The following is a 26,626-nucleotide window of genomic DNA, read 5'->3' on the forward strand; positions in this document are numbered from 1 at the left end:
TGATTTTTAGCCCTGTTCCACACAACACAGGAGAACTTTGTGTCCGCTTCGAAACGTGGTGGCGTTAGCAGCCGTCAACGGCAATGGCCTAAGCGCGCGATAGCGCTGTTTGCGCTCATTGTCATCGTGATTTACGCACTGATATTTCTGACCGGTGATAAGTCGCCTACCCCAAAGCTCGGCATTGATCTACAGGGTGGTACTCGCGTAACCCTGGTTCCGCAGGGTGAGGACCCAACCCAGGAGCAGCTGCAGCAGGCGCGCACCATCCTCGAGCAGCGTGTGAACGGCATGGGTGTTTCCGGCTCTGAGGTCGTCATCAGCGGCTCTAGCTTGGTGATTACTGTTCCGGGCGAAGATGCTTCCCAGGCGCAGGCAGTGGGCCAAACTTCTCAGCTGCTGTTCCGCCCGGTGGGCGAGCAGCCCATGCCGGATATGGACAAGCTTGAGAAGTCCATGACTGATACGGCTAACCGCTGGGTCAAGTACGGAGTCGTGACGCCAGAGCAGGCCAATAAGGCGCTGGCCTCCATCCACGATGCGCTCAACCAGAACGCAGATGCAGCCGCCCAAGGCGGGGAGAAGAAGGACGAAAAGAAGACCCCGGCTCCTACTGTAAGTGAGAAGCCGCTTCCGGCCCCGGCGAACTCTCTCGAGGAATCTGAGCGCCGCGATAAGGTTACTGAGGTTCTGCTTAAGGACCGCCAGTCTGAGGATCCCACCCAACAAACGGCAGCACTGGGCTTGATGACGTGTGACGCGGAATCCGACCCATTGGCCGGAACCGATGACCCGGCAAAGCCGTTGGTGGCTTGCGATTACTCTAATCAGCAGCCCTACTTGCTCAAGCCAGCTCCGCTTCTGGACGGTATTGAGGATCCGAACGGAACCCGTCTGACTGGTAACGAGATCGATAGCAACTCTCCGATTCAGGGCGGCCTGAATTCCCAGACCGGCCAGATGGAGATCAGCTTCGCCTTCAAGACCGGCGATGGTCCCAACGGTTCGCAGACGTGGTCCACCTTGACCCAGGAGTACCTGCAAAAGCAGGTGGCCATCACCCTCGACTCCGGCGTGATTTCTGCTCCGGTAATCCAGGGCGCGACCCCGGTTGGTGCAGCTACCTCCATTACGGGTGATTTCTCTCAGGAGGAAGCACAGAACCTGGCAAATAACCTGCGTTATGGTGCACTGCCGCTGTCCTTTACCGGCTCCAATGGCGAGCCGGGCGGAACGGTGGAGACCGTGCCGCCGTCACTGGGCAAGGCCGCCCTTGAGGCAGCACTCATCGCCGGCATCGTCGGCCTGATTCTGGTTTCGCTGTACTCCATCTACTATTTCCGCGCTCTGTCTTCGGTGGCGCTGTTGGTGCTCGTCACGACCTGCGTCATGCTGTACGGTGCCCTGGTCCTGCTGGGTCGGTGGATCGGCTACTCGCTTGATCTTTCTGGCATGGCGGGCTTGATCATTGGTATTGGTGCCACGGCCGATTCCTTCGTTGTCTACTACGAACGTATGAAGGATGAGATCCTGGGCGGGCGCACATTCCGGTCTGCCACCCGCACGGGTTGGGAGCGCTCGCGGGCAACGATTGTCACGGGTAAGGCCGTGACGCTTATTGGCTCCGTCGTGGTGTACTTCCTCTCTATTGGCGCCGTCAAGGGCTTTGCCTTCACCATGGGCTTGACCACCATCTTCGACCTCATCGTTTCCTTCCTGATCATGGCGCCGCTGATGCAGCTCCTTGGCAGCCGCCCAGCTTTTGCCAAACCGTCGATGAACGGCCTCGGCGGCATCTACAACCTCGTGGAGGAGCGCCGCGAACGCGGCTTTTATGCCAAACCGGCCAAGAAACCCGTCGCTACTGCTACGGATGAGGAGAAGTAATCATGGCTGTCGAAACTACTAACCGCAAGATTTCCCGCTTTGACCGTCTTTACGTAGACGGCAGTGGATTTGACTTCGTTGGTCGGGCCAAGACCTGGTACACCATCGCCGGTGTGCTGCTCATCGCCTCCATCTTGGCTATTGCACTTCGTGGCTTCAATCTGTCTCTGGACTTTGAGGGAGGCACGAAGCTCAACATGCCAGCTGGGGATCTGTCCACCGAACAGGTAGAGGAAACCTTTACAGAGGCCACCGGTGTTACCCCAGAGCTGGTGCAGATCGTGGGCGCGGGTTCCTCGGAGACGCTGGAAATCACCTCCGAGCGTCTGAGCCAGGATGAGGTTAATCAGGCCCGCCAAGCCATCTTTGAGAAGTATCAGGTCAAGGATGACAACGGTAAGCCGAGCCCGGATGCGATCGGTTCTTCGACGGTGTCGGAATCATGGGGCTCGTCGATTACCAAGCGCATGGTCATCGCGATGGCCGTATTCCTCGTGCTGGCCACCATTTACGTGGCGGTCCGCCTGCAGCGGGACATGGCCTTTGCGGCAATTCTTGCCCTCATTTTTGATGGTGTGTTCATTGCCGGTATCTATGCGCTCTTTGGCATCGAGGTGTCCCCGGCAGTCATCATTGGTCTGCTGACGGTGCTGACCTTCTCCCTCTACGACTCCGTCATTGTCTTTGACAAGGTGGACGAGAATACGACGGGATTGGAAGGCCAGCGCAAGAAGACCTATGGGGAGCTCACCAACTTGGCCATTAACCAGACGGTGATGCGTTCGATCTCCACGTCTATTATCTCAGCCCTGCCGATCATCGCTCTGTTCGTTGTCGCCGTATGGCTGATGGGTATCGGCACACTGCGAGATCTTGCTCTTGTGCAGTTCATTGGCGTTATCGAGGGCGTATTCTCCTCAATCTTCCTCGCTACGACGCTTCTGGTGACTTTGTCGAACCAGCGAAAGAGCGTGAAGAAGCACAACGCCGTGGTTGCCGCCTACCGTGCGGAGGGCGAGCCTACGGAGGCAGGCGAAGGCGATGCGGAAACGAAGGCTACGCGCACCGTCGTTTCCCCATCCGCGGCTTCGCATTCTGAGCCCGAGCCACCTACTGACGAGTCCGGTGGGGCGTCCTGGCGCCCCGGGCGTTAAGCCGTGCGTACATCTCCAGTCGCGGCACTGCTGGCCCTAGCCCTCACCGTGACAGCGTGCGGCTCTAATGAGGAGAGTGCGGGGGAGGACTCGTCCGCACCACGTTTCGCGGTGCTGAGCGATTCCCCCCTTGCTACTAGTAACGCAGCCTCCGCGTGGGGCGATGCCGTCGGGGCTGCCCAGCTAGCAAGCCGCGTCTATCCTGCGCTGTACGTACCGGGCCCAGCCGGGCAGATGGTGCCCAACTCAGATCTTGCCCACGCGGAGTATTTTGCTCCCGACGGCGATGAGACCGGGGCACACGTGGACTTCACGCTGACGGAGCAGGCTCGCTTCGCCGACGGCGAGGCAGTGACCTGTGACGATTACCTCTTGGCCTACACCGCTGGCCAGCTGAGTGAGACCTTTGGCTCCCACCTTCCGCTGATGGAAGAGGTCAGCGAAGTGGAATGCGCGCCCCGTAGCAAGAAATTCACCGTGTGGTTTACGCCCGATGCGGGGTCGCGGTGGCGCTACTTGTTTGGCCCCGGCACGGTTCTCCCAGCGCACGTGATGGCTAAGCGGGCGGGGATGAGCGTCGAAGAGCTTAACGCGGCGCTTCATGCTCAGGACATGGCAACCTTGCAACCAGTGGCGGAGGCTTGGCGCGATGGCTTTTCGACGGAACCGGGGCGTTTTGACCCGGACATGCAGGTTTCTTTCGGGCCATATCAGATTGACCGCGTCGAGGATGATGGCTCAATCGTTCTGACGCCGAATGACAACTACTACGGCGACAAGCCTGCCGTGCGTGAAGTAGTCATGTTGCCCAGCAGCGCGGATGCGGCAGCGTTTGTAGCCTCAGACGAGCTTCGCGTTGCAGAGTCACCCACGGCTTCACCCTCGTGGTTGGACCGCAATGCCGAGGGGAAGCCGGTGGACGTCAAGTCCGTAGCGGGTAGCCTGACTGACACTCTGGTCTTCTCGGAGGCTGGGATTTTTGCCCAGCCGTGGGCACGCGCCGCCTTCGCCGCGTGCGTGGATACGCAGCGCTTGGCGCAGGCCTCCTCCAAGGAATCAGGCGTGGATGTTCCTGCCGTCACCGTGCGCACGGTGCGCAACGATGATCCAGTTGCGGCCCAGATGGCCTCGCTAACAACAGTCCCCGTCGACAACGCAGCTGCGTCGGGTCTGTCCGGTTACACCATCGGTGTAGGCTACCTCGCTCCCAACCCTCGCTATAAGGCAATGGTTGAGCAGTTGCGCGCGGCCTGCGAGCCCGCAGGAATCACCGTGGAAGACCGCTCCGGAGACCGTGTTTCCCGCGAACAATTGTCCGCGGATCCCGCGACAGGCCAGCCGGAGATCGACGTCTACCTTGGGGCAGTAGATCCGATGCGTGAGCATTCCGCTCCCGCCTCCAGCGTGAAGAATGCGTCGGCATTGCGCACGTTGGAACAGGATTTGTGGGAGGAATTACCGTCTATTCCCATCTCCGCGCAGCCCCGGACCTTTATCACTGACCGCGCTGTGACAGGCGTGGTGCCCTACACTGGCCCTGCGGGTATCGGGTGGAACCTCGACCGTTGGAGCTATACCCCACAAACAGCAGCCGAAACTAAGGAAGAGTCGTGAGCGAGATTTACGTCGCAGCAGCACAAGCCTTGAAGGATAAGGTCCGCCTTGTCCAAGACTTCCCGGAGGAGGGAATCCTGTTTGAGGACCTGACCCCGGTATTGGCAGATGCGGAGTCCTTCGCCGCCGTGGTCGATGGCTTGGCTGAGGCCTGCAAGGAGCTCGGTGCCGATTTGGTCGGTGGCCTCGATGCGCGCGGGTTCCTTCTTGGTTCCGCCGTGGCGTACAAGTTGGGGGTGGGAATCCTCGCCATCCGCAAGAAGGGCAAGCTTCCGCCACCCGTGTTGACCCAGGAATATGAGCTGGAGTACGGCACGGCAGCGCTGGAGATCCCAAACAGTGGTATTGACATTAAGGGCAAGCGCATCGTGCTTGTCGACGACGTCCTCGCCACCGGCGGTACCCTCCACGGAGCCGCATTGCTGCTGGAATCAGCGGGCGCGGAAGTAGCGGGCAATGTCGTGGTTCTGGAGGTCAATGGGCTCCAAGGACGTGAGCGACTGCAAGGTTCCCCATTGATTGTGCTCAATCAGATGGGAGCAAAGGACTAAGGTTGTATGCCTAAGCTACTTCGCGGAGGCAGACATGACGACTGAAAAGCAGGACAAGACTGCGTGGCGGCCGGGTAGTGTGCGCGGCATGTCCGCCCGCTTGGCGCGCTCGCTGACGGGCGGTCGCGTAAAGATCAATCCGGCGCTGGACCCGTTGATGTCTATCCACCGGGAGTTTCACCCGAAGGCAGACGCGGAGCTTCTCAACAAGGCCTATGCGACGGCGGAGCGGCTGCACGAGGGCGTATTCCGCAAATCCGGCGAGCCTTACATTACGCATCCGCTTGCGGTGGCAACCATCGCGGCGGAGATCGGCATGGACACCACGACCGTTGCGGCGGCCTTGCTGCACGACACAGTGGAAGATACTGACTATTCGCTGGAGGACCTCACCCGTGATTTCGGTCCCGAGGTGGCCCGGTTGGTCGATGGCGTAACGAAGCTCGACAAGGTCGCTCTCGGCGCCGCCGCTGAAGCTGAGACGATTCGCAAGATGATCGTGGCTATGGCTACGGACCCGCGCGTGCTCGTCATCAAGGTGTGCGATCGCCTGCACAACATGCGAACCATGCGCTTCCTCCCGCCGGAGAAGCAGGCGAAGAAGGCGCGGCAAACCCTTGACGTCATTGCGCCGCTTGCTCACCGCTTGGGTATGGCAAGCGTTAAGTGGGAACTCGAAGATCTTGCCTTCGCCATTCTGTATCCCAAGAAGTACGACGAGATCGTGCGCATGGTGGCAGATCGCGCTCCCTCACGCGATAAAGCGCTCAAGGAAATCAAGGCCCAGGTACGCCAAGCCCTCAAGGCAAACGGCATTCAAGCCGAGGTGATGGGGCGCCCGAAGCACTACTGGTCGATTTATCAGAAGATGATCGTTCGTGGGCGTGACTTTGCGGAGATCTTCGATCTCGTCGGAATCCGCATCCTCGTCGACGACATCAACTCCTGTTACGCCGCCATCGGCGTGGTGCACTCGTTGTACCAGGCTCTTCCGGGGCGCTTCAAGGATTACATCTCCTCGCCACGCTTCGGCGTCTACCAGTCGCTGCATACCACCGTTATCGCGGACGGCGGCTCCACCCTTGAGGTGCAGGTGCGCACGCACGAGATGCATTACAACGCCGAGTTTGGCGTTGCGGCACACTGGCGTTATAAGGAGACCAAGGGCAGGAATTCCGGCCACCAAGAAGAAGTGGATCAGATGGCGTGGATGCGCCAGCTGTTGGATTGGCAGAAGGAAGCCGCCGATCCCAACGAGTTCCTGGACTCTCTGCGTTATGACCTGACCGCCAAGCAAATCTTTGCGTTTACCCCGAAGGGTGACGTGATCAATTTGCCCGCTGGTTCCACCCCCGTGGATTTCGCATATGCGGTGCATACGGAGGTAGGCCATAGGTGCATTGGTGCCAAGGTCAACGGCAAGCTCGTGGCATTGGAATCGGAGCTGAAATCCGGCGATAAAGTTGAGATTTTCACCTCCAAGGATCCGAATGCGGGTCCCTCGCGGGATTGGCAGGAGTTCTTGGTCTCGCCACGGGCTAAGACGAAGGTGCGGCAATGGTTTGCCAAGGAACGCCGCGAGGAGCACCTCGAAGCCGGGCGGGATGCCTTGGCCGCCGAGGTCCAGCGTGGCGGTTTGCCCATGCACCGGCTGTTCACCGCTAGCTCGATGAAGCAGGTAGCCGAGCAGCTGCACTACCCGGATGTGGATGCGCTCTATACCGCCATCGGCGCCGGCCATGTCTCAGCTCAGCACGTTGCCAACCAGCTCATGGCGCTCTTCGGAGACAGGGACGATGCAGTCGATGCCTTGGCTTCTCGTACCCCGCTCAGCGAGCTGGAGAATTCCCGCGCTCAGCACACGAAGGATTCCGCATCCGGCACCGGAATCTTGGTGGAGGGCAGCCCGGACGTCATGGCCAAGCTGGCGAAGTGCTGCCAGCCTGTGCCTGGTGACGCCATCTTTGGCTTCGTGACCCGCGGCGGCGGTGTGTCCGTGCACCGAGCTGACTGCACCAATGCTGAAAAGCTCAAGTCCGAACCTGAGCGCATGATGCAGGTGGAGTGGGCTGGCGGGCCGAAGTCTTCCGGTGCCTTCTCCGCAACGCTGCAGCTAGAGGCCATTGACCGTCAAGGTCTGCTCTTTGAGCTCACCCGCATCTTTAGCGATCAGAGCCTCAACGTATTGTCGATGACCTCCAATCGCGGCGATGACCACATTGCGACAGTGCGCTTCACCTTCTCGGTTTCTGACACCAAGCAGCTGGGGCAGTTGATGACAACCCTGCGTAACACCGAGGGCGTCTTCGACGTCTATCGCGTCACGGCTTAAGGCATCACCCCTCAACCGGGGGTGTGTGGCTGAACGGGAGGTTGCGCCTGGGTGAAACTAGGGGAGATGTTTGGTGAACGCGCTGGTCGTGGCGTCAGCAAGCGCTGCGCAATCGTGATGGATGCGTTATAAACACGTGGACAAGATTTCTCTCATACCCAGGAGATCCACGTGAACTTCCGTCGCTTTGGCCAGCTTCTGGCCGCCACCACCGTCACCGCCGTTGCCGTCTCCGGCGCGCCTGCCTTCGCCGCTGAGGCCGACCAGGTGACCATTTCCGTCACCAACTTCACCGACTTCCACGGCCACCTTGAGCTGGCCGAAAACTTTGACAAGGAATCCGAGGAACTGGTTGGCTACTCCGAGATGGGCGCTGCTCGCATGGCTGCGCTCATCAAGGCCGTCAACAAGGACCAGGAGTACGCCTTGACCTCCTCCGGTGATAACGTTGGTGGTTCCGCTTTTGTGTCTGCGATTTCTGAGGACAAGTACACCAACGAGGCCCTCAATGCTATGAATCTCGATGTCACGGCCGTGGGCAACCACGAGTTCGACAAGGGCACCGATGACCTGATGGGCCGTATCAAGGACCAGTCCAACTTCCCGATCCTGGGCGCCAACGTCACCAAAGATGGCAAGCCCCTGCTCGATGCTTCCTTCGTCAAGGAGGTAGACGGCGTGAAGGTGGGCTTCGTTGGTACCGTCACCGAGAACACCAAGTACAAGGTGTCCGCTGCGTCCATCCCGGGCGTCGAGTTCTCCGACCCGGTCGAGGCCACCAATAAGGAAGCCAGCCGACTGAAGGAATCCGGCAAGGCTGACGTCGTTGTGGCGCTCATGCACGAGGACGCTCAGCAGTACGCGGAGGGCTTCAGCAAGGATGTGGATATCCTCTTTGGCGGTGATACTCACGTTAAGACCCAGGGCGAGGTTGCTCGTGAGGGGGCAATGCCGCTGTACTGGGCACAGGGCTACGAGTACGGCAAGGTGCTTAACGACGCCGACATCACCTTCGACAAAGCCGAGAAGAAAATCACCAAGATTGATCTCAAGCAGTACGACGTGGCCAACGCAGAGGTCTTCGCCCAGCTGCAGGGCCTCGAAGACGACCCCGAGGTGGCTAAGATCGTCGAGGAAGCAAAGAAGGTAGCGGAGATTGAGGGTGCCAAGACTGCTGGTACCACCGAGAAGGCCATGTACCGCGGTTCTGATGAGGGCAAGGACACCGGTACCAACCGCGGTGTGGAGTCGACCCTCAACAACTTTATTGCCGATGGCCAGCGCTTTGCTCTATCTAAGCAGACGGACAAGGACATCGAAATCGGTGTTATGAACGCAGGCGGTGTGCGCGCCGACCTCAAGCAAGGTGATGTTTCCTACCAGGACATCTTTGCCGTTCAGCCATTCGGTAATTACGTGATCACCGCGGAGGTTAGCGGCGCAGACTTCATTACCGCGTTGGAGAACCAGTGGAAGCCTGGCCAGTCCCGCCCGCGCCTGGCTCTGGGCCTGTCCAACAACGTCACCGTTGTCTACGACCAGAAGGCTGAGCAGGGCAAGCGCGTTAAGTCTGTCACCATTAACGGTGAACCGATTGACCCGGAGAAGAACTACAGCATTGCTCTGTCCTCCTTCCTTGCCTCCAGCGAGACGGAGGCCGGCGGCGATGGCTTCTTTGAGCCCGGTTCCATCAAGAACCGCAATGACGTTGGCTACATGGACACCCAGGCGATGATTGACTACATCGCTTCCGGCGAGTCCAAGGTCCGCACCGGCCAGGGCCAGATTGGTGCCCACGTGTCTGGTGACCTGAAGCCGGGGGAGGAGATCACAGTCGACCTTTCCTCCCTGAACTACTCCAACGCAGAAGAGCCACAGGCTAAGAAGGTCACCGTTGCTCTGGGTGACGCTAAGGCCGAGGCAGACATTGACAACGCAGCACAGCCCGGTGACGAGCAGTTCGGCGAGCGTGGCCGCGCAACCGTCAAGCTCACCATCCCGGAGGGCCTAAAGGGCGAGCAGAAGCTGCTCATTACTACCGATGCTGGCACTGAAGCCGCCCTTCCGATTTCCCTCGACGGTGACGACGACGCGAAGGACCCGAAGGATACTGGTTCCGCCAAGGATGCAGCTTCCTCCATCGGCTTGGGTGTGGGTATCACCGCCGCTATCGCTGCCGCCATTGCCGCTGTGATTGGTGCCATCAACATGCCGGTTGCTGCGCTCCCAGCACCGGTGCAGCAGCTGATTGAGCAGCTGCGCAAGCAGTTCAACATCTAGTCTGTACTGATGCACAAGCCCGCACTATCGTGCGGGCTTTTCTCATGTGGAAGGTATGGTGGAAAGCTGTGGATACACTGAGGCTGTTTGGACGCGAGGCAATGTACCAGCTAGGTATCGAGCCTCACCGAATCCCACTGGTGATGCTCGCGACGCTGGGTATTTATTTGGCCTTTATGGTCTTGGTCAAGCTCTTTGGCAGCCGCGTTTTGACGTCCATCACCGCTTCCGATGCCGTCATCATCATTATGTTCGGCGCGGTTTCAGGCCGCGTGATTGTAGGCAACCCGCCGACCCTCGCCGCCGGAGTCATTGGTCTCTTCACACTTATGCTCCTGGAGGCAGCCTTCGGTACCTTCCGGCAGCTCGTGACATGGTCACGTTTCATCGACCGCAAACCGGTGCTCTTGGTTTATAAGGGGCAGCTGCAGGAAGACAATATGAGCTTTGCGCACATCACCGAAAGGGATATCAATTCCGCTGTGCGCAAGGCGGGCCTTGGTCGGCGCACCGACGTGCAGCTAATGATCTTGGAACCAACTGGTCAGATTTCTGTCATTCGCCGTGGCCAGCTTGTTGATGCCTCCGTATTCAAGGACGTTCTCGGCGCCGAGCGCATCGAGGAAGTAGATGCACAGGACTAGGAACAGTCTTCTAGGTTGCAAGAGTAGCCGGGCTTAGAAGCCGCGTCGTGTTTGGGCGTTGAATCGGCTGTCCAGGAAAACGAAAAATCTCCCCCTGCGCGGATTGCGCAAGGGGAGAGAGCGGCGCTTGTGGCTTACTTGATACCAGCGAGCTTATCGCCGAGACGCATTGCGTCATCCATGGCGCCGATGATGGAGGTGAAGACCTTAATCCACTCGCGGATTTCCTTCGGGCTGACGTTACCCTCATCGTCGGAGGAGAGAGCGAAGAAAGCCTTGGAGGAGCTGTCATCCTCAACCGGAGCTGCGGAAGCAACTGCGGTACCGGAGAAAGCGATGGTTGCAGCGGTAGCAGCGGCAACGATGGACTTACGGGAGAAGAATTTCATAGGATTTCCTAATCTGATTCGAATGTGAACGGAAAGTCTGACTTAAGTGGGTCTGACTTACTTAGCGAAGTTCTTGTTGTAGAAAGCGAAGACGGTGCCCAGAGCGCCGATGATGGCGGTGAAGACAGCGATCCAGTCGCGGATCTCGGACGGCTTCATGTCGGAGATGGAGGAACCCTCGGAGTCGTCGGAGGAGGAAGAAGACTCCTCGTCGGTCTTGCTCGGGGTCGTGGTGGTCTCGGCGGCCGGCTTGGTGGTGGACGGAGCTGCCGGGGTGGTGGTAGCCGTAGCGGTGGCGGTGGCCTCCGGGGTGGTGGTCTCAGCGTTAGCAACGGTCACGCCGGACAGGGAAACGGCAGCGGTGGTAGCGGCAGCGACAAGGGCCTTACGGGAGAAGAGCTTCATTCTCGTTCCTTATACATCTCGGGAATTTCAAAGACCTCACAGATGCTACTGAGGCATTGCGGGTTTTGCAAGGGATCTGACAATCAATTGATGAATCTGTGTGGCGGCTGTCCGCGGCATGTGAGCTGGGGTTTGGTCCGGTGCAGGTTGTGGACGTGGGTAATAGTTTGCCAAATGAACAGCTCAAGGCTAAGAAATTCTTAGTCCAGGTGGGGAGGGGCGGTTGGAATGGGAAAGGCCCCGCTCGCTGAATGCGAGCGGGGCCGGCCACCGTAAAGGGGGTAAAACTTAGCTCTCGACGGTTGCCTTGGTGATGCGAACTTCCTCAGCGGGAGCGCCGTCGGACTGTCCATCCTTGACACCCTTGGCAGCGATGGCGTCGATGGTCTTCTGTCCCTTCTCCGTCAGGGCGCCAAAATAGGTGTAGGAGGGCGGAAGCTGCGAGTCCTTATAGTTAATGAAGAACTGGGAACCATTGGTGTCTTCGCCGGCATTAGCCATGGCGATGGAACCCTTCGGGTACAGAGCAGGCTGTGCCCTAGCGGCGTCGTCAGCCTCATCGGTGGGGTACTCATTGGCAAACTGGAAGCCCGGTCCACCAGAACCCTTGCCGGTCGGATCACCGCACTGCAGGACGGAGAGGGTGCCCTCCGTCATGCGGTGGCACACGGTGTCGTCGTAGTACTTCGCGGAAATCATGTCCGTGATTGCGTTGACGGTACACGGAGCAAGCGAGCGATCGAGAGTCATCTCAATATCGCCTTGCTTGGTGGCGAAATTGACGGTCACTTCACCCTTGGCAGGAATGTTCTTTCCTTGCGGAGTAGGGACATCGCGGGAAGCGTCGCCAGTCTCGTTGTACTCGCAGGTGACGGTCTCACCGAGCGGCTTAGCACGCTTGCCGCTCAATGCTTCGGCGGTAGGGGCTTCAGTGGGCGTATCGGCGGCGGAGGTTTCCGAGGCCTGAATCTCTTCTTCCTCCGGCGAGCGCGTGGCCAAGAACCAGATACCGCCGACGAGGGCAACAATAACGACGGCGGCCATCAAAACGACGCTGAGCGGGCGGCTCTTCTGTTTACGGTCGCGGGATTTCAGCTCGCGATCGAGCTGGTTGAGCGCATCATCCAAGCGCTGGCTGTTAGTAGACACCTATGTTTCCTCCACAGTGGTGGTTTAAAAACTTTGACCCACCTATCCTAACCGCACGCTAGTTCACCGTGGCGCGCCGCCCCGCACGTCAGTACGCTTGGGTGCCATGGCTACTACGAATTTTCAGAATGAACCCGTCGAAACCAATGCTGAGCTGCCGAAGGTTGGTGACGCCCTGCCGGACTTCACCCTCGTCGGCACCGACTTGTCTGAGCTAACCAATGCGGACTTCGCTGGCAAGCGCCTGGTGGTGTCCTGCTTCCCGTCCGTGGATACCGGCGTGTGTGCAGCGCAGCTGCGCAAGTTCAATCAAGAGGCGGCTGGTCTGGAGAACACCGTTGTCTTGTCCGTCTCCCGTGACCTGCCTTTCGCACAGGAGCGTTTCTGCGCTGCTGAAGGTATTGAGAACGTCGTCAGCGCTTCTGATTTCCGCTCCGATTTCGCCGACAAGCTGGGCCTCGTCCTGGAAGGCTCCCCGCTCAAGGGCCTGTGTGCCCGCGCGGTCATCGTCACCGACGAGAACCACAAGGTGACCTACACCGAGCTGGTTCCAGAGGTTACGACTGAACCGGACTACGACGCAGCTTTGGCCGCCCTCAAGTAATGAACACACCCGATATCTACGGTTTCGCCGCAGGGCCTTATAAAACCAACACCTATGTTGTGGCTAACGGCTCGCGGGCGTTCATCGTGGACCCAGGGATGCACACACGCGAGCGCCTTGAGCAGCTCGCGCGTGAGAAGTCCCTGGAATTTGAGGCCGTCGTGCTGACCCACGGTCACATTGACCACACGCGTGATGCCGCTGAGTTTAACCTGCCGGTCTACATCCACCCGGATGACGCGTTCATGTTGGTGGATGGCTCCGGAGTATCTCCCGAATCGCAGATGCTTTTCGCCGCCGCTTCCATGAAGCAGGTGGCGGACCGGCGTGATCTGCTGGGTGGTGAGATGCTGAGCCTCGTCGGCCTGGAGTTTGAATTACTCCATGCGCCGGGGCATTCACCGGGTTGCGTCATGCTCGTGGCCGAGGATTTTGCGCTGACCGGTGACGTGTTATTCAAGGGCTCGATCGGCCGTACAGACCTTCCGCATTCCGATCCCGCGGCGATGCAGCGCTCATTGCGCGGTCCGGTGTGGGGCCTTGATGATTCCCTTGCCATCTTGCCGGGCCACGGCCCAACATCGACGATGCGCCGCGAACGCGCGACTAATCCGTTTCTCCGTGCGGCGGGGGATGTACTCTAAAGGGCGTGAGTGATAAGAAGCAGTTCAAAGCCCTGTCCGCGCCCAAGGGTGTGCCGGACTACGTTCCGCCGCAATCGGCCATCTTTGCCAAGGTTCGTGAGACCTTCGTGCATCAGGCACATCTGTCCGGCTTCCAACACATCGAACTCCCCGTCTTTGAGGACACGTCGCTGTTCGCCCGCGGCGTGGGGGAGTCCACGGACGTCGTGTCGAAGGAGATGTACACCTTCGCCGATCGCGGCGACCGCTCCGTGACTCTGCGCCCCGAAGGTACCGCGGGTGTTATGCGCGCAGTTATTGAGCACAACCTCGACCGCGGTCAGTTGCCGGTCAAGCTCAATTACTTTGGCCCCTTCTTCCGCTACGAACGCCCGCAGGCTGGCCGCTACCGCCAGCTGCAGCAGGTCGGCGTCGAGGCCATTGGTGTCGATGATCCGGCGCTGGACGCGGAAATCATCGCGCTAGCGGACCGCTCCTACCGCAGCCTGGGGCTTAGCCAGTTCCGTCTGGAGCTGACCAGCTTGGGTGACCACGACTGCCGCCCGGCCTACCGTGAGAAGCTGCAGGAATTCCTGTTCAAGCTGGACCTCGACGAGGAAACCAGGGCCCGCGCGGAGCTGAACCCGCTGCGCGTGCTCGATGACAAGCGCCCGGAGGTTCAGGAGCAGCTTGTCGACGCCCCCCTCATGCTCGATCACCTCAATGCCGAGTGCCGCGAGCACTTTGAGACGGTCACTGGCTTGCTCGATGACATGGGCGTGCCCTACACCATCAATCCGCGCATGGTCCGCGGTCTTGATTACTACACGAAGACCTGTTTCGAATTCGTCCACGATGGACTCGGCGCGCAGTCCGGCATTGGCGGCGGCGGCCGCTACGACGGCCTCATGGCTCAGCTCGGCGGACAGGAATTGTCCGGTATCGGCTACGGCCTCGGCGTGGACCGCACGGTTTTGGCCCTGGAGGCCGAGGGCGTGGAGCTCGAGGGCGTCGAAGAACGCGTGGCCGTTTATGGCGTTGCTTTGGGCGCGGCGGCAAAGAAGAAGATGGTCAGCATCATTAATGATCTCCGCAAAGCCGGTATTTCCGCGGATATGTCCTTCGGTGACCGCGGCCTCAAGGGAGCGATGAAGGGTGCTGATCGCGCCAACGCCCGCTTCGCACTCGTCCTCGGTGACCAAGAACTAGAGTCTGACACCGTGGCGCTGAAGGATCTGCGCGCGCACGAGCAGCACGACGTCCCGGTGGGGGACGTCGTCAAGCAGCTCAGAGCAGTGGTTTAGCACTCCACCTGCGAGACGGTGAAGCCCATCGTCTTCGCCAGGCCGCCGAGCGAGGTCTCCTTGTACTTGGAGAGCATGTCGCGTCCGGTTTCGGCCATGGTGCGCACCGCGTTATCGAGGGTAACGTGGTGCGTTCCCTCACCCATGAGCGCAAGGCGCGCGGCGTTGATGGACTTGACGGCACCGATGGCGTTGCGCTCGATACAGGGAATCTGCACGAGGCCGCCGACGGGGTCACAGGTCAGGCCGAGGTTGTGCTCAAGGGCAATCTCGGCGGCATTTTCAACCTGTTCCGGTGTTGCTCCGAGTAGTTCTGCCATGCCAGCAGCTGCCATGGAGGACGCTGAGCCAACCTCGCCCTGGCAGCCCACCTCGGCGCCGGAAATCGAGGCATTGGACTTGATGATGATGCCAATGGCACCTGCGGTCAGCAGGTAGCGGCGGGCATCGGAGCGGGTGAAATCAGCCTGGAAGTCACGCGCGTAGTGCAGCACCGCGGGGATGATGCCACACGCGCCGTTAGTGGGGGCGGTGATGACGCGGCCGCCGGCGGCGTTCTGTTCGTTGACGGCAAGCGCGTAGAGGTTGACCCATTCCATCGCAGACAAGCCACAGGACTCATCGTTTTGCTTGGCCAGAAGTTGGTGGTACATGCGTGGCGCGCGGCGGTTCACGCGTAGGCCACCGGGAAGGATTCCCTTGGAGGAAATGCCCTCGGTCACGCACTCGCGCATGATATCCCAGACCAAGTCGAGGTGCTGGTAGACGTAGTCGAGACCGCCTTCTTCGCGGTGCAACACGGCCTCGTTGGCGGCGACGATTTCCCAGATAGCTTTGTCATTGGCCGCACACAGGTGAAGCAGGTGTTCGCCGGACTGGAACTCATAAGGAACGGTGTCCTCAGCGGTGGCCGCGGCGACACCGGCTGGCACACCGGTGTCTGTTTGGAGCTGGGCATCGTATTCCTCGCGGGACAGGATAAAACCGCCGCCGACGGAGAAGTACTCTGCATTCTCGGCGAGTACCGTGCCGTTCTCGTCCCAGGCCGTAAAGATGAGGCAGTTCGGGTGTTCCGGCACCGGTTCGTTGTTGAATTCGATGCTGTACTGCACTTCGCCTGCGGGGCCAGAAATGGTGCCCTCGGTGGGGATAAAGGCATCGGCGCGTGGCTCTGCGTCGAGCGGTACGGACAGCGGATCCCATCCGGCGAGGCCCAGAATCACGGCGCGATCCGTGGCGTGGCCGCGGCCGGTAGCGGACAGGGAACCGCGCAGTACGGTGTGGACCTTGGCCGGGTGTTGATCAAGCGCCTCGAGGAAGGCCTTAGCCGCGCGCATGGGGCCGACTGTATGGGAGGAGGAGGGGCCGATTCCGATGGAGAAGATATCGGTCACGCTAATTGTCATGTGGGGGTGAAACCTCCTTGGGAGCGTTAGATAAGTGTCGCCTTACGATAGTACCGAGAGCCCTCCGCAACCGCTTAGCTCGGCTGCCCGTCGTGGCGGGAAAGCAGCGCGCGGAATCCTGAAGGGTCTGGATCGACGTCCTGTGATAGCTCCCCCTGGGGCGCTTCCTCCGCCTCGCCGAGCCTCCCGGCAAGTCCAGAGACCCGGTCGAGCGGGCGCACCATGAGGTCCGCTAGCTCCTCGGCGGCGCGTTCTATGCGTTTGTCATTGCGCGCGCCTTCTGCAGTGCCAAAGTCTTCCGTGGCCTGGAAGATCCCGGTGGGGACCACTGTGGCATGCAGGTAGTTAAGCAGCGGGCGCAGAGCATAGTCGAGCACAAGCGCGTGCCGGCTTGAGCCGCCAGTGGCAGCGATGAGCGTGGGCAGTCCTTCCAGTGAATGCGGCTCCAAAGTGTCGAAGAACATCTTGAACAAACCCGAATAACTGCCCTGGAACACCGGGCTGACGGCGATGAGACCGTCCGCCTTGGTCACGGCAGTCTGCGCGGCATGGAGGCGGGGTGTGGGTGAAACCCAGTTGGTCATGGCTTCTGCCAATTCGCCGGCAAGCTCGCGCAGCTCAACGACGGTCACGTCGACGCCTTCACCTCGGGCACTAACGCGGGCGGTGGTGGCGGCGGAGAGGGCGTCGCCAAGTGCACGCGTCGAGGAGGGTGATGAGAGTCCAGCCGTAACGAGTACGAGAGAGCGCAACTACTTCTCCTCTCCAGGGTTGACCAGCGCGTGCGGGGCATAAGCGCCGAGCGTGGCATGGGTGGGCGGGTCAGAAGGTACATGATCTGCGCGGCGTTCCTCAAAGCGGCGGCGCAGCTCGGGCACCACCTGTGTACCAAGGATTTCGATCTGCTCGAGCACCACCTCTTGAGGCAGTCCGGCGTGGTCGATGAGGAAGAGCTGGCGCTGGTAATCACCCACCCAATCTGCGAACTGTAGTGTGCGCTCCACCACCTGCTCTACGGTGCCTACGGTGAGCGGGGTCTGTGCCGTGAACTCCTCCAAGGAGGGGCCATGACCGTACACCGGGGCATTGTCGAAGTAGGGGCGGAAGAAGTCCTTTGCCTGCTGCTCCGTGGGCGCGATGAAGACATGCCCGCCGAGGCCCACGATGGCCTGGTCGGCGCGGCCGTGGCCATAGGACTCGTAGCGATTGCGGTAGAGGTTCACCATCTTCGCGGTGTGCTCCTTGTTCCAGAAGATGTTGTTGTGGAAGAAGCCATCGCCGTAAAAAGCCGCCTGTTCCGCAATCTGTGGGGAGCGAATGGAGCCGTGCCAGACAAAGGGTGGGATGCCATCGAGAGGCGCGGGCGTGGAAGTAAAACCCTGCAGCGGGGTGCGGAACTTTCCTTGCCAGGACACGACGGGTTCGCGCCAGAGGCGGCGCAGCAAGTGGTAGTTCTCCACTGCGAGCGGAATGCCCTCACGGATGTCCTTGCCAAACCACGGGTAAACCGGGCCGGTGTTGCCGCGGCCTAGCATGAGGTCGACGCGCCCATCTGCCAGGTGCTGGAGGAATGCGTAGTCCTCCGCGAGGCGAACAGGGTCGTTGGTAGTGATCAGCGTGGTGGCAGTGGAGAGCTGAAGGTTCTTCGTCTGTGCCGCAATGTATGCCAGGTGGGTGGTGGGAGCCGAAGGCACAAAGGGCGGGTTGTGGTGCTCGCCGGTGGCGAAGACGTCGAGGCCCACCTCTTCTGCTTTGAGGGCAATCTCCGTGATAGCGCGGATGCGCTCGGCCTCAGTGGGGGTGTGGCCGGTGGTCGGGTCCTGGGTGACATCGCCGATGCTAAAGACTCCAAATTGCATGACATCCTCCTTTCTATGTCATGTCAACAAGGTTAGGGAGGGGAGTTATTCCCATTCGACTGCAGCAACCAATGTCGCGAGGTCGGCAGGCGTAGCAATGGATACAGGAAGTTGGGAAGGTTTGCCGTGCTCGGTGAGGAGGACCGCGCCGGGGTGGGTGCCGTCTGCCGCAGGGTCGGTGAGGGCATCGATGACCTCTTGCGCGCTGGCGGTGCGGGGCAGGAACTCTGCGCGGTCCTTGCGCTCTGCGAATTCCAGCACAGTGCTAATCGACGCCGCGTTAATCACACCGTCATCACCGAGATCTGCCGCAACCCATCGTGCAATGACGTTGGTGGTGAGAAGCGCCTGGTAAGTCCCGGATTCATAGATTGGGATCTGGGAATAGCCGGTCGTGTTAATAAGCTTCAAAGCCTCCATGATCGGGGTGTCAGGGGCAAGGGTGGTCACATCACGGCTAGCGAGCAGAGCCTGCGCCGTGGGCGGATCCGTGAGCAGGCGTTGGAGGTTTTCGAGCTGCGTGATGACGTGAGGGTGTGGGGTAGCGATGGGCTCACCGCTGAAGTAGCGGCCATGGGCGATGGCGTTGCGGAGGTTGCTAAAGTCCTTCAGCTGTTCTGCTTGGCGCTTGCTCAAAAGGTGCTTGTCGTGGGCGCGATCAACAATCCACCAGAAAGAATCAGAGTTCTTAGCCCCGATAGCTTGGCGGAGGAACTGCTCAATGTCATTAAAGGCGGAAAAGAATCTGGCTAGGGAGTTGTCGCTCATGCCGCCTAAGTGTACGGGTTCTTGGATATGTGCTTAAGGCTCAAGCGATAAGAAAAATCTCGCCGTGAGCAACCCCGGTTGTCGGGGAAAACTCACGGCGAGAATGCGGCATGCGCGATGCGCTGACCTTTAGAAGGTGACGCGCAGGATGGACACCGTCGCCGCAGCGATGGCGGCGGCCGCCGGAAGGGTGATGACCCATGCCAAAGCGATGGGCTTCATCAACTTCCAGTTGGCGGCGTGGTTCACAATGCCGACACCAAGGACGGCACCGATGAGGATGTGGGTCGAGGAGACCGGCAGGCCCAAGAGGGAAGCGGCCATGACGACGGCAGCAGCGGCCAGCTCGGCAGCGAAACCGGAGGAGGGGTGCATCTGGGTGAGGCCAGAACCAACGGTCTGGATGACGAAGCGGCCGATGAACCAGAGGCCGGCAACCAAGGCGATACCCATGGCTACCATGACCGGCAGCGGCACGGAAACTTCATCGGAGATCTGGTTGGTCTGCAAGACATCGAAGACTGCGGCGAAGGGGCCGATGGCGTTGGCGATGTCATTGGAACCGTGCGAGAACGCGAAGGCGGAGGCGGTGAAGACCTGCATCCAGGAGAAGAGGAGGAAGGTAGAGCGCTTCAGGGACTTCTTCTTCAGGGAGCGGGCAAAGATGAAGACGGCCATCCAGACGATGGCGCCAACCATGCCCATGACCAGGAAAGTTTCTAGGGCAGTGACATCGATGCCGGTGTGCTTCAGACCCTTGAAGAGCAACATCGCGGAGATAATCACGGCACCCAGAGCCGCGAGCAGCGGAACCCAGTTCTCGAGCGCGCGGTGTGCATTGACATCCTCGAGATCCTTGTTGAGGTTGTGCAGATCGCGGTAGTAGTCGGACTCGAGAGCCTCTGGGTCGTAGTCCTCTTCGGCGGTAAGGGCGGCGTCGCGAGCCATCGCATTTGTATAGGAGATCTGCTGCAGCTCGTTCATGCGCTCAAAGCGGGTCTTGTGCTCCTTGCGCAGCTCGGCGCGGCGAAGTTTGATGTCACGCAGGCGTTCGTCTGCGGCGTCGTTATACACCAAGATGGAAGACTTGATCCACTTGAAAAGGAGGTATGCGGCAATACCGCCGAGAACCGGAGAAAGCACCCAGGAGAAAGCGATGGTGCCGATTCCGCCCCATTGCACCATGTCCATGCCGCCCTTGCCGGTGATGAAGCCGACGGTTAGAGCGGCGCCGACGATGCCGCCGACGATGGAGTGGGTGGTAGAAACCGGCCAACCCATGCGGGTGGCTACCAAAAGCCAGATGGCAGCGCCGAGGAGTGACGCCATCATGATGTAGACAAATTCCATCGGGTCGAGGCCATCGATGGCATCGAGGTCAACGATTCCGGAGCGGACCGTATCAGTCACCTCGCCGCCGGCGAGGATGGCTCCGGATACCTCAAAGACCGCCGCGACAGCGAGGGCCTGCTTCATGGAGAGGGTTCCCGCGCCCACGGAGGTACCGAAGGAGTTGGCGACGTCATTGCCGCCAATGTTGAAGGCCATAAAGACAGCGAAGATAATTGCTGTAACAAGGACTACCTTGTTGGTTCCCTCAGCAACTTCTCCGTTGCCCCAAATGATGAAAAAGATCAGGGTGACAGCCGTGATGGCGCCGAAGAACAGGTGCCAAATCCAGTCCTTGTTCTTACCATTCATCGACTCAAGATCAGGCATCGTCGGCGTGGCGGTGCTCAAAACGTCGTTCCTTTCATGAAGAGAACGCTGCGTGATGAGACAGCGTGAGCAGGCCGCGGGCGGGGTGCATTCGGCGTTGGCGCGGGCAGCGCCATACCTACCGCGGTGCAGGTGATAATGACATCACGCGCAGTTCTTTTATGCTTTTAAAGACAGAGCGGAACCCACCACGAACCGGCGGGAACTTGACTACCTTAAAGCATTAAGGTGTACGACAGGTAAACACTTGGTGTATGTGAATCTAATCTGGGCTAATGGGGCACATTTGGGGGTGGTGCGACCTTGGGGTGGGCGCTTTTTAAGACCCTAAGACTTGTAAACCCCACGGCCTAAGGTGTCACACTGCTCCATTTTGCCGGAATTATAACCGGCGAGGAACGACTGCGCACGGTCTTCGGAAGAGCCGTGCGTCCACGTATCGGGGCGTACTTCGCCCCCTGAGCGGCGCTGGATGTTGTCATCGCCCACGGCGCGTGCAGTGTTGACGGCATCAGTCACCTGCTGCTCGGTAATGGTTTCGAGCAGGGCATCGTCACCCTTGTCGGCGTAGTGCGCCCACAGGCCGGCATAGCAATCGGCTTGCAGCTCAATCTTCACCGCGTTGGAATCCTCGCCGGGCTCGTTGTAGTTCGAGAGGCTGAGTGTTCCTTCCAGCTTTTGGATGTGGTGGCCGAATTCGTGGGCCACGATATACATTTGTGCCAATGGGGCGTTATCGCCGCCAAAGTTGCGGAGCTGATCAAAGAAGGCGGTGTCGAAGTAGGCCGACTCATCCGCCGGGCAGTAGAACGGGCCCGTGGCGCCGGAGGCCTGGCCACAGCCCGACATAGTGGTGTTGTTAAAAATGACGCGGCCAGGTTCGACGTAGTCGATGCCAGCCTGGTCTGGTAGCTGCTGCGCCCACACCTTGTCCACGGACTGGGCCGCAAACATGACGCGGCAATCGTCATACTTGTTGCCGTCTTCAGCGGTTTGGCAGTGCGCAAACGCGTCCTCCCCGCTTTCTTCGGGGCCGACCTGGGTCTGGTCGGCCTGGGGATCGCTTCCGGTGATGGCGCCGGGATCGCCGCCGAGAAGGAGATAGAGGCCGATGAGGAGGAGCGAACCAATGCCGCCGCCGGTAGCGATCATGCCGCCGCGGCCTCCACCGCCGGAGCTTGCTCGCTTACCATCAAAATTGGCGCCAGATTTAAAAGTCATGCTCCAGATTTTGCCACATGCTGGTGGTGGTGTCTGCTCGATAGTGGGTGCACCGCCATGCGCGCGGTGCTCACCCTAGCGCTGAGCAAGTCCGGTGCGGGCGGTAGACTTGGGCCGTTCAAGTACTTGCATCCCTCGGCGCGTGCTGTCTACGCGTGGCGTGAGTGGGTGTGAGCGTCAACGATGAGAAGGGATTGAACGAGAGTGCTGCGTACACATTTGGCAGGCGAACTGCGCAAGGAGTTGGCGGGGGAGACCGTCACCCTGACGGGGTGGGTCGCACGCCGTCGCGACCACGGTGGTGTTATCTTCATTGACCTGCGTGACCGCTCCGGCGTTGCCCAGGTTGTTTTCCGCGAGACCGAGGTAGCTGAGCGCGCCCACGATCTGCGTTCCGAGTACTGCGTCAAGGTCACTGGCGTCGTGGAGCCCCGCCCGGAGGGCTCGGCCAACCCGAACCTGGCCTCCGGCGAGATCGAGGTCAACGTCACGGACCTGGAGGTACTCAACAAGTCCGCAGCGCTGCCGTTCCAGATTGATGATCCATCCTCCTCCGGTGAGGTCGGTGAGGAGACCCGCCTGAAGTACCGCTACCTGGATCTGCGCCGCGAGCGCCAGCACGAGGCGCTGCGCCTGCGCTCGGCCGCGAACCGCGCTGCCCGCCAGGTCCTGGACAGCCACGATTTCACTGAGATCGAAACCCCGACCCTGACTCGCTCCACCCCGGAGGGCGCCCGTGACTTCCTCGTGCCGGCGCGCCTGAAGCCGGGCAGCTGGTACGCACTCCCGCAGTCCCCGCAGCTGTTCAAGCAGCTGCTCATGGTCGCCGGAATGGAGCGCTACTACCAGATCGCTCGCTGCTACCGCGATGAGGACTTCCGTGCTGACCGCCAGCCGGAGTTTACGCAGCTCGACGTCGAAATGTCCTTCGTGGACCAGGATGATGTCATTGCTCTGGCAGAAGAGATCGTCTCCGCGCTGTGGAAGCTCATCGGCTACGAAATCAAGACCCCCATCCCGCGCATGACCTATGCCGATGCCATGAAGTACTACGGTTCCGACAAGCCGGACCTGCGCTTCGACATCAAGATCGTGGAGTGCACGGACTTCTTCAAGGACACCACCTTCCGCGTCTTCCAGAACGAATACGTCGGTGCCGTCGTCATGGAAGGCGGAGCCTCCCAGCCGCGCCGCCAGTTCGATGCATGGCAGGAGTGGGCAAAGCAGCGCGGTGCGAAGGGCTTGGCCTACATCACCGTTGCTGAGGATGGCACATTGGGTGGCCCGGTAGCCAAGAACATCACGGATGCCGAGCGCGAGGGTATTGCCGCCCACGTCGGCGCCAAGCCGGGCGATGCCATCTTCTTCGCTGCCGGCGAGACCAAGGCTTCCCGTGCGCTGCTGGGCGCAGCTCGCGGTGAGATTGCGAAGAAGCTCGATCTCATCAAGGACGGCGACTGGGCCTTCACCTGGGTCGTCGACGCACCGCTCTTCGAGCCCTCCGCCGATGCCACCGCCTCGGGTGACGTGGCTTTGGGCCACTCCAAGTGGACTGCAGTCCACCACGCCTTCACTTCGCCGAAGCCGGAGTACCTGGATAACTTTGACCAGAACCCGGGAGAGGCCTTGGCTTATGCCTACGACATTGTCTGCAATGGCAATGAGATTGGCGGCGGTTCCATCCGTATCCACGACCAGGATGTGCAGAAGCGCGTCTTCGACGTCATGGGCATCGGCGAAGAAGAAGCCCAGGAGAAGTTCGGCTTCCTGCTCGACGCCTTCCAGTTCGGTGCTCCGCCACACGGCGGCATCGCTTTCGGCTGGGATCGCATCGTCTCCCTGCTGGGTGGATTCGAGTCCATCCGCGATGTCATCGCCTTCCCGAAGTCCGGTGGCGGCGTCGACCCGCTGACCGACGCCCCCGGCACCATCCCCGCCGCGCAGCGCAAGGAGACCGGTGTGGACTTCAAGCCGGAGAAGGCTGCGAAGGCTGCCCAGGGTGAAAAGGCTGGGAAGGAGTCCTAAAGGCCCCACACCATGGGTGTACCTCATTGGGCCGACAACAAGTGGAAGCAGGCAAGCAAGTGAATCCGACGGGACACGAGTCCATGAATAATTCTGTGGCTGATGTCGTGGTAGCAGAAGCCTCACAGATGATTTCGCGCCGCTATGGCGGGGAGCCTGAGCTGAGTGACGTTGAGCAACTCACCGGCTCGGGCAATGCCGTGGTACTTCGTGCTCGGACGACTCCCAGCGCCTTCTTCCCGCATCGTTCGGTCGTCATCAAGTACAACCCGGTCACCGGGCACACTATTGATGACGCCGCACTTCTCCGTGAAGTGGTGGCCTATCAGTTCACCACGGCGCTGTCTGAGGAGGTCCGCCCAGGACCTGTGTTGCTCGCGCACGACGTGGACAAGCGCATTCTTGTGCTGTCCGACGCCGGCGAAGGCGACACCCTGGCGGACACCCTTGCGCGCAGCGGTGATGAAGACCGCGGCGAGCTGCTCAGGGCTCTGGGCAGCGCGTTGGGCAAAATGCATGCTGGGACCGCCGGGCGCGAAGAAGACTATGACGCCCTGCTCAAGCGCCAGTTACGTCGGCATCCCGAATACGCTGAGCACCAGGCATTGCGCGATGATTCCTTGCAGAGCTCCATTCTGATTGGTGCGGATATCCTCAGCGAGGCAGGACTGGAACCGCCGGAACACGTCCGCACATTGGCCCGTGCCGCCATGCAGAGTCTGAGTTCTGGCCGCAACCGCGCTTTTACTCCCTTCGACCTGTCCCCAGACAACATCATCGTCGGCTCAACGCTGACCTTCTTGGACTATGAGTGGGCCGGTTTCCGCAACGTCGGCTTTGACGTGGCCTGCGTGGTGGCCGGCTTCCCGCAGTTTCTTTTTTCTCGGCCGATCACTGATGCCGAGGCGGGGCTTTTCATCCATGCCTGGCAGCGCCGCATTGTCGATGTCTGGCCGCAGCTCGCCGATGAGAAGACGCTGCACGAGTTGCTCGTCTCCTGCCTCATCGGTTGGGCTCTGTCGAGCGTGACCACGATGTATGCCGGCGGGATCGAAGGGGTCGTCGCGTTGGCGGAAGGCAACGCTGAGATCTACCGTGACCCGCACCGTTCTCTGCTTCGTCGATCCGACCATGGTCCGTTCAGCGAGGATGAAATACTGATTCGGCGCGATCTTTATGAGACCTTCGAAGCGCTGTCGCGGTTTGCCGCGCAATGTAGCAATGACGGGTGCTCTGCGGTCGCCGAGTTTGGGCGAGCCGTGGCCTCTCGACTCCGGGAGCCCTGATGGGGCAGGAGTCACTCTTCGGCGATGACCAGTCAGCGCCAAGCCTGCCGGGTGGCCCCGATATGTTTGCAACCCACCCCGGTTCGCCGCTGGCCGCGCGCATGCGGCCGCAAAACCTCGATGAAGTAGTGGGGCAGAAGCACCTCCTGGAGCCGGGAACCCCGCTGCGTAGGCTGGTGGAAGGCTCAGGCGAGGCCTCCGTCATCCTGTACGGGCCGCCGGGAACCGGAAAGACGACGCTGGCCTCACTCATCGCATCTTCCTTGGGAGATAACTTCATTGGGCTTTCCGCCTTGGACTCCGGTGTGAAGCAGGTTCGAGAGGTGATCTCCCACGCCCGCCGTGAGCTGATTCAAGGGCGCCGCACCGTGCTGTTCATCGATGAGGTGCACCGCTTCTCCAAGACTCAGCAGGACGCGCTGCTCGCGGCCGTCGAAAACCGCACCGTGCTGCTCGTGGCCGCCACCACCGAAAATCCTTCCTTTTCCGTCGTGGCCCCGCTGCTTTCGCGTTCCTTGTTGCTGCACTTGGAGCCGCTGGACGACGCCTCCCTGCGCACCCTCGCCGAGCGCGCATTGACCAGCGAGCGGGGATTGGCGGGAAGGATCACCGCAACGGACGATGCTCTAGACCAGCTGGTGCTGCTCGCCGGGGGCGATGCTCGGCGCACACTGACCTATCTTGAGGCGGCGGCCGAGGCAGTGCCCGATGGCGGTGAACTCACCGTTGAGGTTCTCAAAGAAAACGTCAATCGCGCGGTGGTGCGCTATGACCGCGACGGCGACCAGCATTATGACGTGGTCTCCGCGTTTATTAAGTCCATCCGCGGTTCCGACGTGGATGCCGCGCTGCATTACCTGGCCCGCATGATTGAGGCAGGCGAAGACCCGCGTTTCATCGCCCGCCGGCTTATCGTGCATGCCTCCGAAGACATCGGAATGGCTGATCCCACCGCGCTGCCCACTGCCGTGGCCGCAGCGGAGGCCGCGGCCCTTATCGGATTACCCGAGGCGCGTATTCCGCTGGCTCAGGCGACAATCCATCTCGCTACGGCACCGAAATCCAATTCCGTTATCAACGCCATCAACGCGGCCCAGGCCGACGTTCGCGCCGGCAAGAGCGGGCATGTGCCCGCGCACCTGCGCGACGGCCATTATGAGGGAGCGAAACGCTTGGGCAATGCAGTGGGCTATCAGTACCCGCATGATGATCCGCGCGGTGTACTGTCCCAGCAGTATTTGCCGGAGACGCTGGCGGATGCCGAGTACTATCACCCCACCGACCATGGCGCGGAGAAGCGTGTGCGCGAGTACCTGGGAAGGCTGCGGGACATCATCCGGGGGCGGCGTCGCTAAGCACAGCACCGGACGGGTAAAGTTGAGCGCTGACTAGAAACCATTCAACAG

General features: G+C 60.5%; 22 protein-coding genes. 13 read left to right on the plus strand and 9 right to left on the minus strand.

The genetic code is table 11. From position 1 onward, the window contains the following. Positions 1–39 precede the first annotated feature (39 nt). From secD to HMPREF2760_RS04425, 7 genes are all read left to right on the plus strand, one after another. Entirely contained in the window at positions 40–1,887 is a 1,848-nt protein-coding gene (secD, locus tag HMPREF2760_RS04395) for a protein translocase subunit SecD (protein ID WP_070596718.1), read from the plus strand. Positions 1,888–1,889: 2 nt separating this feature from the next. Then, on the plus strand, positions 1,890–3,041 hold the full coding sequence (gene secF / locus HMPREF2760_RS04400) for a protein translocase subunit SecF (protein ID WP_070563000.1): 1,152 nt from the start codon (positions 1,890–1,892) through the stop codon (positions 3,039–3,041). Positions 3,042–3,044: 3 nt separating this feature from the next. Continuing rightward, a complete protein-coding gene (locus HMPREF2760_RS04405) occupies positions 3,045–4,655 on the plus strand; it encodes an ABC transporter substrate-binding protein (protein WP_083304487.1) in 1,611 nt (536 codons plus the stop codon). Beyond that, positions 4,652–5,206 (plus strand): adenine phosphoribosyltransferase, encoded by a 555-nt coding sequence (locus HMPREF2760_RS04410; RefSeq protein ID WP_070522126.1) that lies wholly within the window; start codon positions 4,652–4,654, stop codon positions 5,204–5,206. The genes HMPREF2760_RS04405 and HMPREF2760_RS04410 overlap by 4 nt, the downstream gene beginning before the upstream one ends. A 34-nt stretch (positions 5,207–5,240) precedes the next feature. Further along, positions 5,241–7,538, plus strand: a complete 2,298-nt coding sequence (locus tag HMPREF2760_RS04415; RefSeq protein ID WP_070596720.1) for a RelA/SpoT family protein — start codon at positions 5,241–5,243, stop codon at positions 7,536–7,538. A 171-nt stretch (positions 7,539–7,709) separates the two neighbouring features. After that, on the plus strand, positions 7,710–9,818 hold the full coding sequence (locus tag HMPREF2760_RS04420) for a bifunctional metallophosphatase/5'-nucleotidase (RefSeq protein ID WP_070563261.1): 2,109 nt from the start codon (positions 7,710–7,712) through the stop codon (positions 9,816–9,818). A gap of 101 nt (positions 9,819–9,919) precedes the next feature. Further along, on the plus strand, positions 9,920–10,462 hold the full coding sequence (locus HMPREF2760_RS04425; protein ID WP_180952042.1) for a DUF421 domain-containing protein: 543 nt from the start codon (positions 9,920–9,922) through the stop codon (positions 10,460–10,462). 134 nt (positions 10,463–10,596) lie between these two features. Here the strand turns inward: HMPREF2760_RS04425 and HMPREF2760_RS04430 are convergent, their stop codons facing one another. The 3 genes from HMPREF2760_RS04430 to HMPREF2760_RS04440 form a co-directional block, all read right to left on the minus strand. Then, the gene (locus HMPREF2760_RS04430) at positions 10,597–10,851 is read right to left on the minus strand and encodes a hypothetical protein (protein ID WP_070522137.1); all 255 of its coding nucleotides are present in this window, start codon (positions 10,849–10,851) and stop codon (positions 10,597–10,599) included. A 57-nt stretch (positions 10,852–10,908) separates the two neighbouring features. Then, positions 10,909–11,256: a hypothetical protein gene (locus HMPREF2760_RS04435; RefSeq protein WP_070529837.1), complete on the minus strand. Its 348-nt coding sequence runs from the start codon at positions 11,254–11,256 to the stop codon at positions 10,909–10,911. Between the two features lie 288 nt (positions 11,257–11,544). After that, a complete protein-coding gene (locus tag HMPREF2760_RS04440; RefSeq protein ID WP_070563264.1) occupies positions 11,545–12,405 on the minus strand; it encodes a peptidylprolyl isomerase in 861 nt (286 codons plus the stop codon). A gap of 106 nt (positions 12,406–12,511) precedes the next feature. Between HMPREF2760_RS04440 and tpx the strand changes: the two genes are divergently transcribed. From tpx to hisS, 3 genes are read left to right on the plus strand one after another with little or no spacing between them, the layout of a single operon-like run. Then, complete coding sequence (gene tpx, locus HMPREF2760_RS04445; RefSeq protein ID WP_070563267.1) at positions 12,512–13,009, plus strand: thiol peroxidase; 498 nt, start codon at positions 12,512–12,514, stop codon at positions 13,007–13,009. After that, a complete protein-coding gene (locus tag HMPREF2760_RS04450) occupies positions 13,009–13,653 on the plus strand; it encodes an MBL fold metallo-hydrolase (RefSeq protein WP_070596721.1) in 645 nt (214 codons plus the stop codon). The genes tpx and HMPREF2760_RS04450 overlap by 1 nt, the downstream gene beginning before the upstream one ends. 5 nt (positions 13,654–13,658) lie before the next feature. Continuing rightward, positions 13,659–14,936 carry a histidine--tRNA ligase gene (gene hisS, locus HMPREF2760_RS04455; RefSeq protein WP_070596722.1) on the plus strand — a complete coding sequence of 426 codons (1,278 nt, stop codon included), beginning with the start codon at positions 13,659–13,661 and terminating at the stop codon, positions 14,934–14,936. Here hisS and HMPREF2760_RS04460 read toward each other — a convergent pair. The 6 genes from HMPREF2760_RS04460 to HMPREF2760_RS04485 form a co-directional block, all read right to left on the minus strand. After that, positions 14,933–16,342: an L-serine ammonia-lyase gene (locus tag HMPREF2760_RS04460; RefSeq protein WP_070596723.1), complete on the minus strand. Its 1,410-nt coding sequence runs from the start codon at positions 16,340–16,342 to the stop codon at positions 14,933–14,935. The two genes, hisS and HMPREF2760_RS04460, sit on opposite strands and share 4 nt — an antisense overlap. Positions 16,343–16,416: 74 nt before the next feature. Next, a complete protein-coding gene (locus tag HMPREF2760_RS04465) occupies positions 16,417–17,094 on the minus strand; it encodes an FMN reductase (RefSeq protein ID WP_070596724.1) in 678 nt (225 codons plus the stop codon). Then, entirely contained in the window at positions 17,095–18,201 is a 1,107-nt protein-coding gene (locus HMPREF2760_RS04470) for an LLM class flavin-dependent oxidoreductase (protein ID WP_070596726.1), read from the minus strand. It lies immediately after the preceding gene. Between the two features lie 45 nt (positions 18,202–18,246). After that, on the minus strand, positions 18,247–18,969 hold the full coding sequence (locus HMPREF2760_RS04475; RefSeq protein WP_070596727.1) for a CBS domain-containing protein: 723 nt from the start codon (positions 18,967–18,969) through the stop codon (positions 18,247–18,249). A 129-nt stretch (positions 18,970–19,098) separates the two neighbouring features. Further along, positions 19,099–20,688, minus strand: a complete 1,590-nt coding sequence (locus HMPREF2760_RS04480) for an inorganic phosphate transporter (protein WP_210384660.1) — start codon at positions 20,686–20,688, stop codon at positions 19,099–19,101. A gap of 327 nt (positions 20,689–21,015) precedes the next feature. Continuing rightward, positions 21,016–21,909 carry a KPN_02809 family neutral zinc metallopeptidase gene (locus HMPREF2760_RS04485; protein ID WP_070563032.1) on the minus strand — a complete coding sequence of 298 codons (894 nt, stop codon included), beginning with the start codon at positions 21,907–21,909 and terminating at the stop codon, positions 21,016–21,018. A 204-nt stretch (positions 21,910–22,113) separates the two neighbouring features. On the opposite strand from HMPREF2760_RS04485, the gene aspS reads away from it, so the two are divergent. From aspS to HMPREF2760_RS04500, 3 genes are all read left to right on the plus strand, one after another. Then, positions 22,114–23,934 carry an aspartate--tRNA ligase gene (gene aspS, locus HMPREF2760_RS04490; protein WP_070563035.1) on the plus strand — a complete coding sequence of 607 codons (1,821 nt, stop codon included), beginning with the start codon at positions 22,114–22,116 and terminating at the stop codon, positions 23,932–23,934. 83 nt (positions 23,935–24,017) lie between these two features. Continuing rightward, on the plus strand, positions 24,018–25,220 hold the full coding sequence (locus HMPREF2760_RS04495) for a phosphotransferase family protein (protein WP_070563177.1): 1,203 nt from the start codon (positions 24,018–24,020) through the stop codon (positions 25,218–25,220). After that, positions 25,220–26,575 carry a replication-associated recombination protein A gene (locus tag HMPREF2760_RS04500; RefSeq protein ID WP_070563038.1) on the plus strand — a complete coding sequence of 452 codons (1,356 nt, stop codon included), beginning with the start codon at positions 25,220–25,222 and terminating at the stop codon, positions 26,573–26,575. Before HMPREF2760_RS04495 ends, HMPREF2760_RS04500 begins: the two co-directional genes overlap by 1 nt. The last annotated feature ends 51 nt before the right edge of the window (positions 26,576–26,626 follow it).

Origin of the sequence: Corynebacterium sp. HMSC065D07 (genome assembly GCF_001810695.1) — a bacterium.
Classification (GTDB): Bacteria; Actinomycetota; Actinomycetes; order Mycobacteriales; family Mycobacteriaceae; genus Corynebacterium; species Corynebacterium hesseae.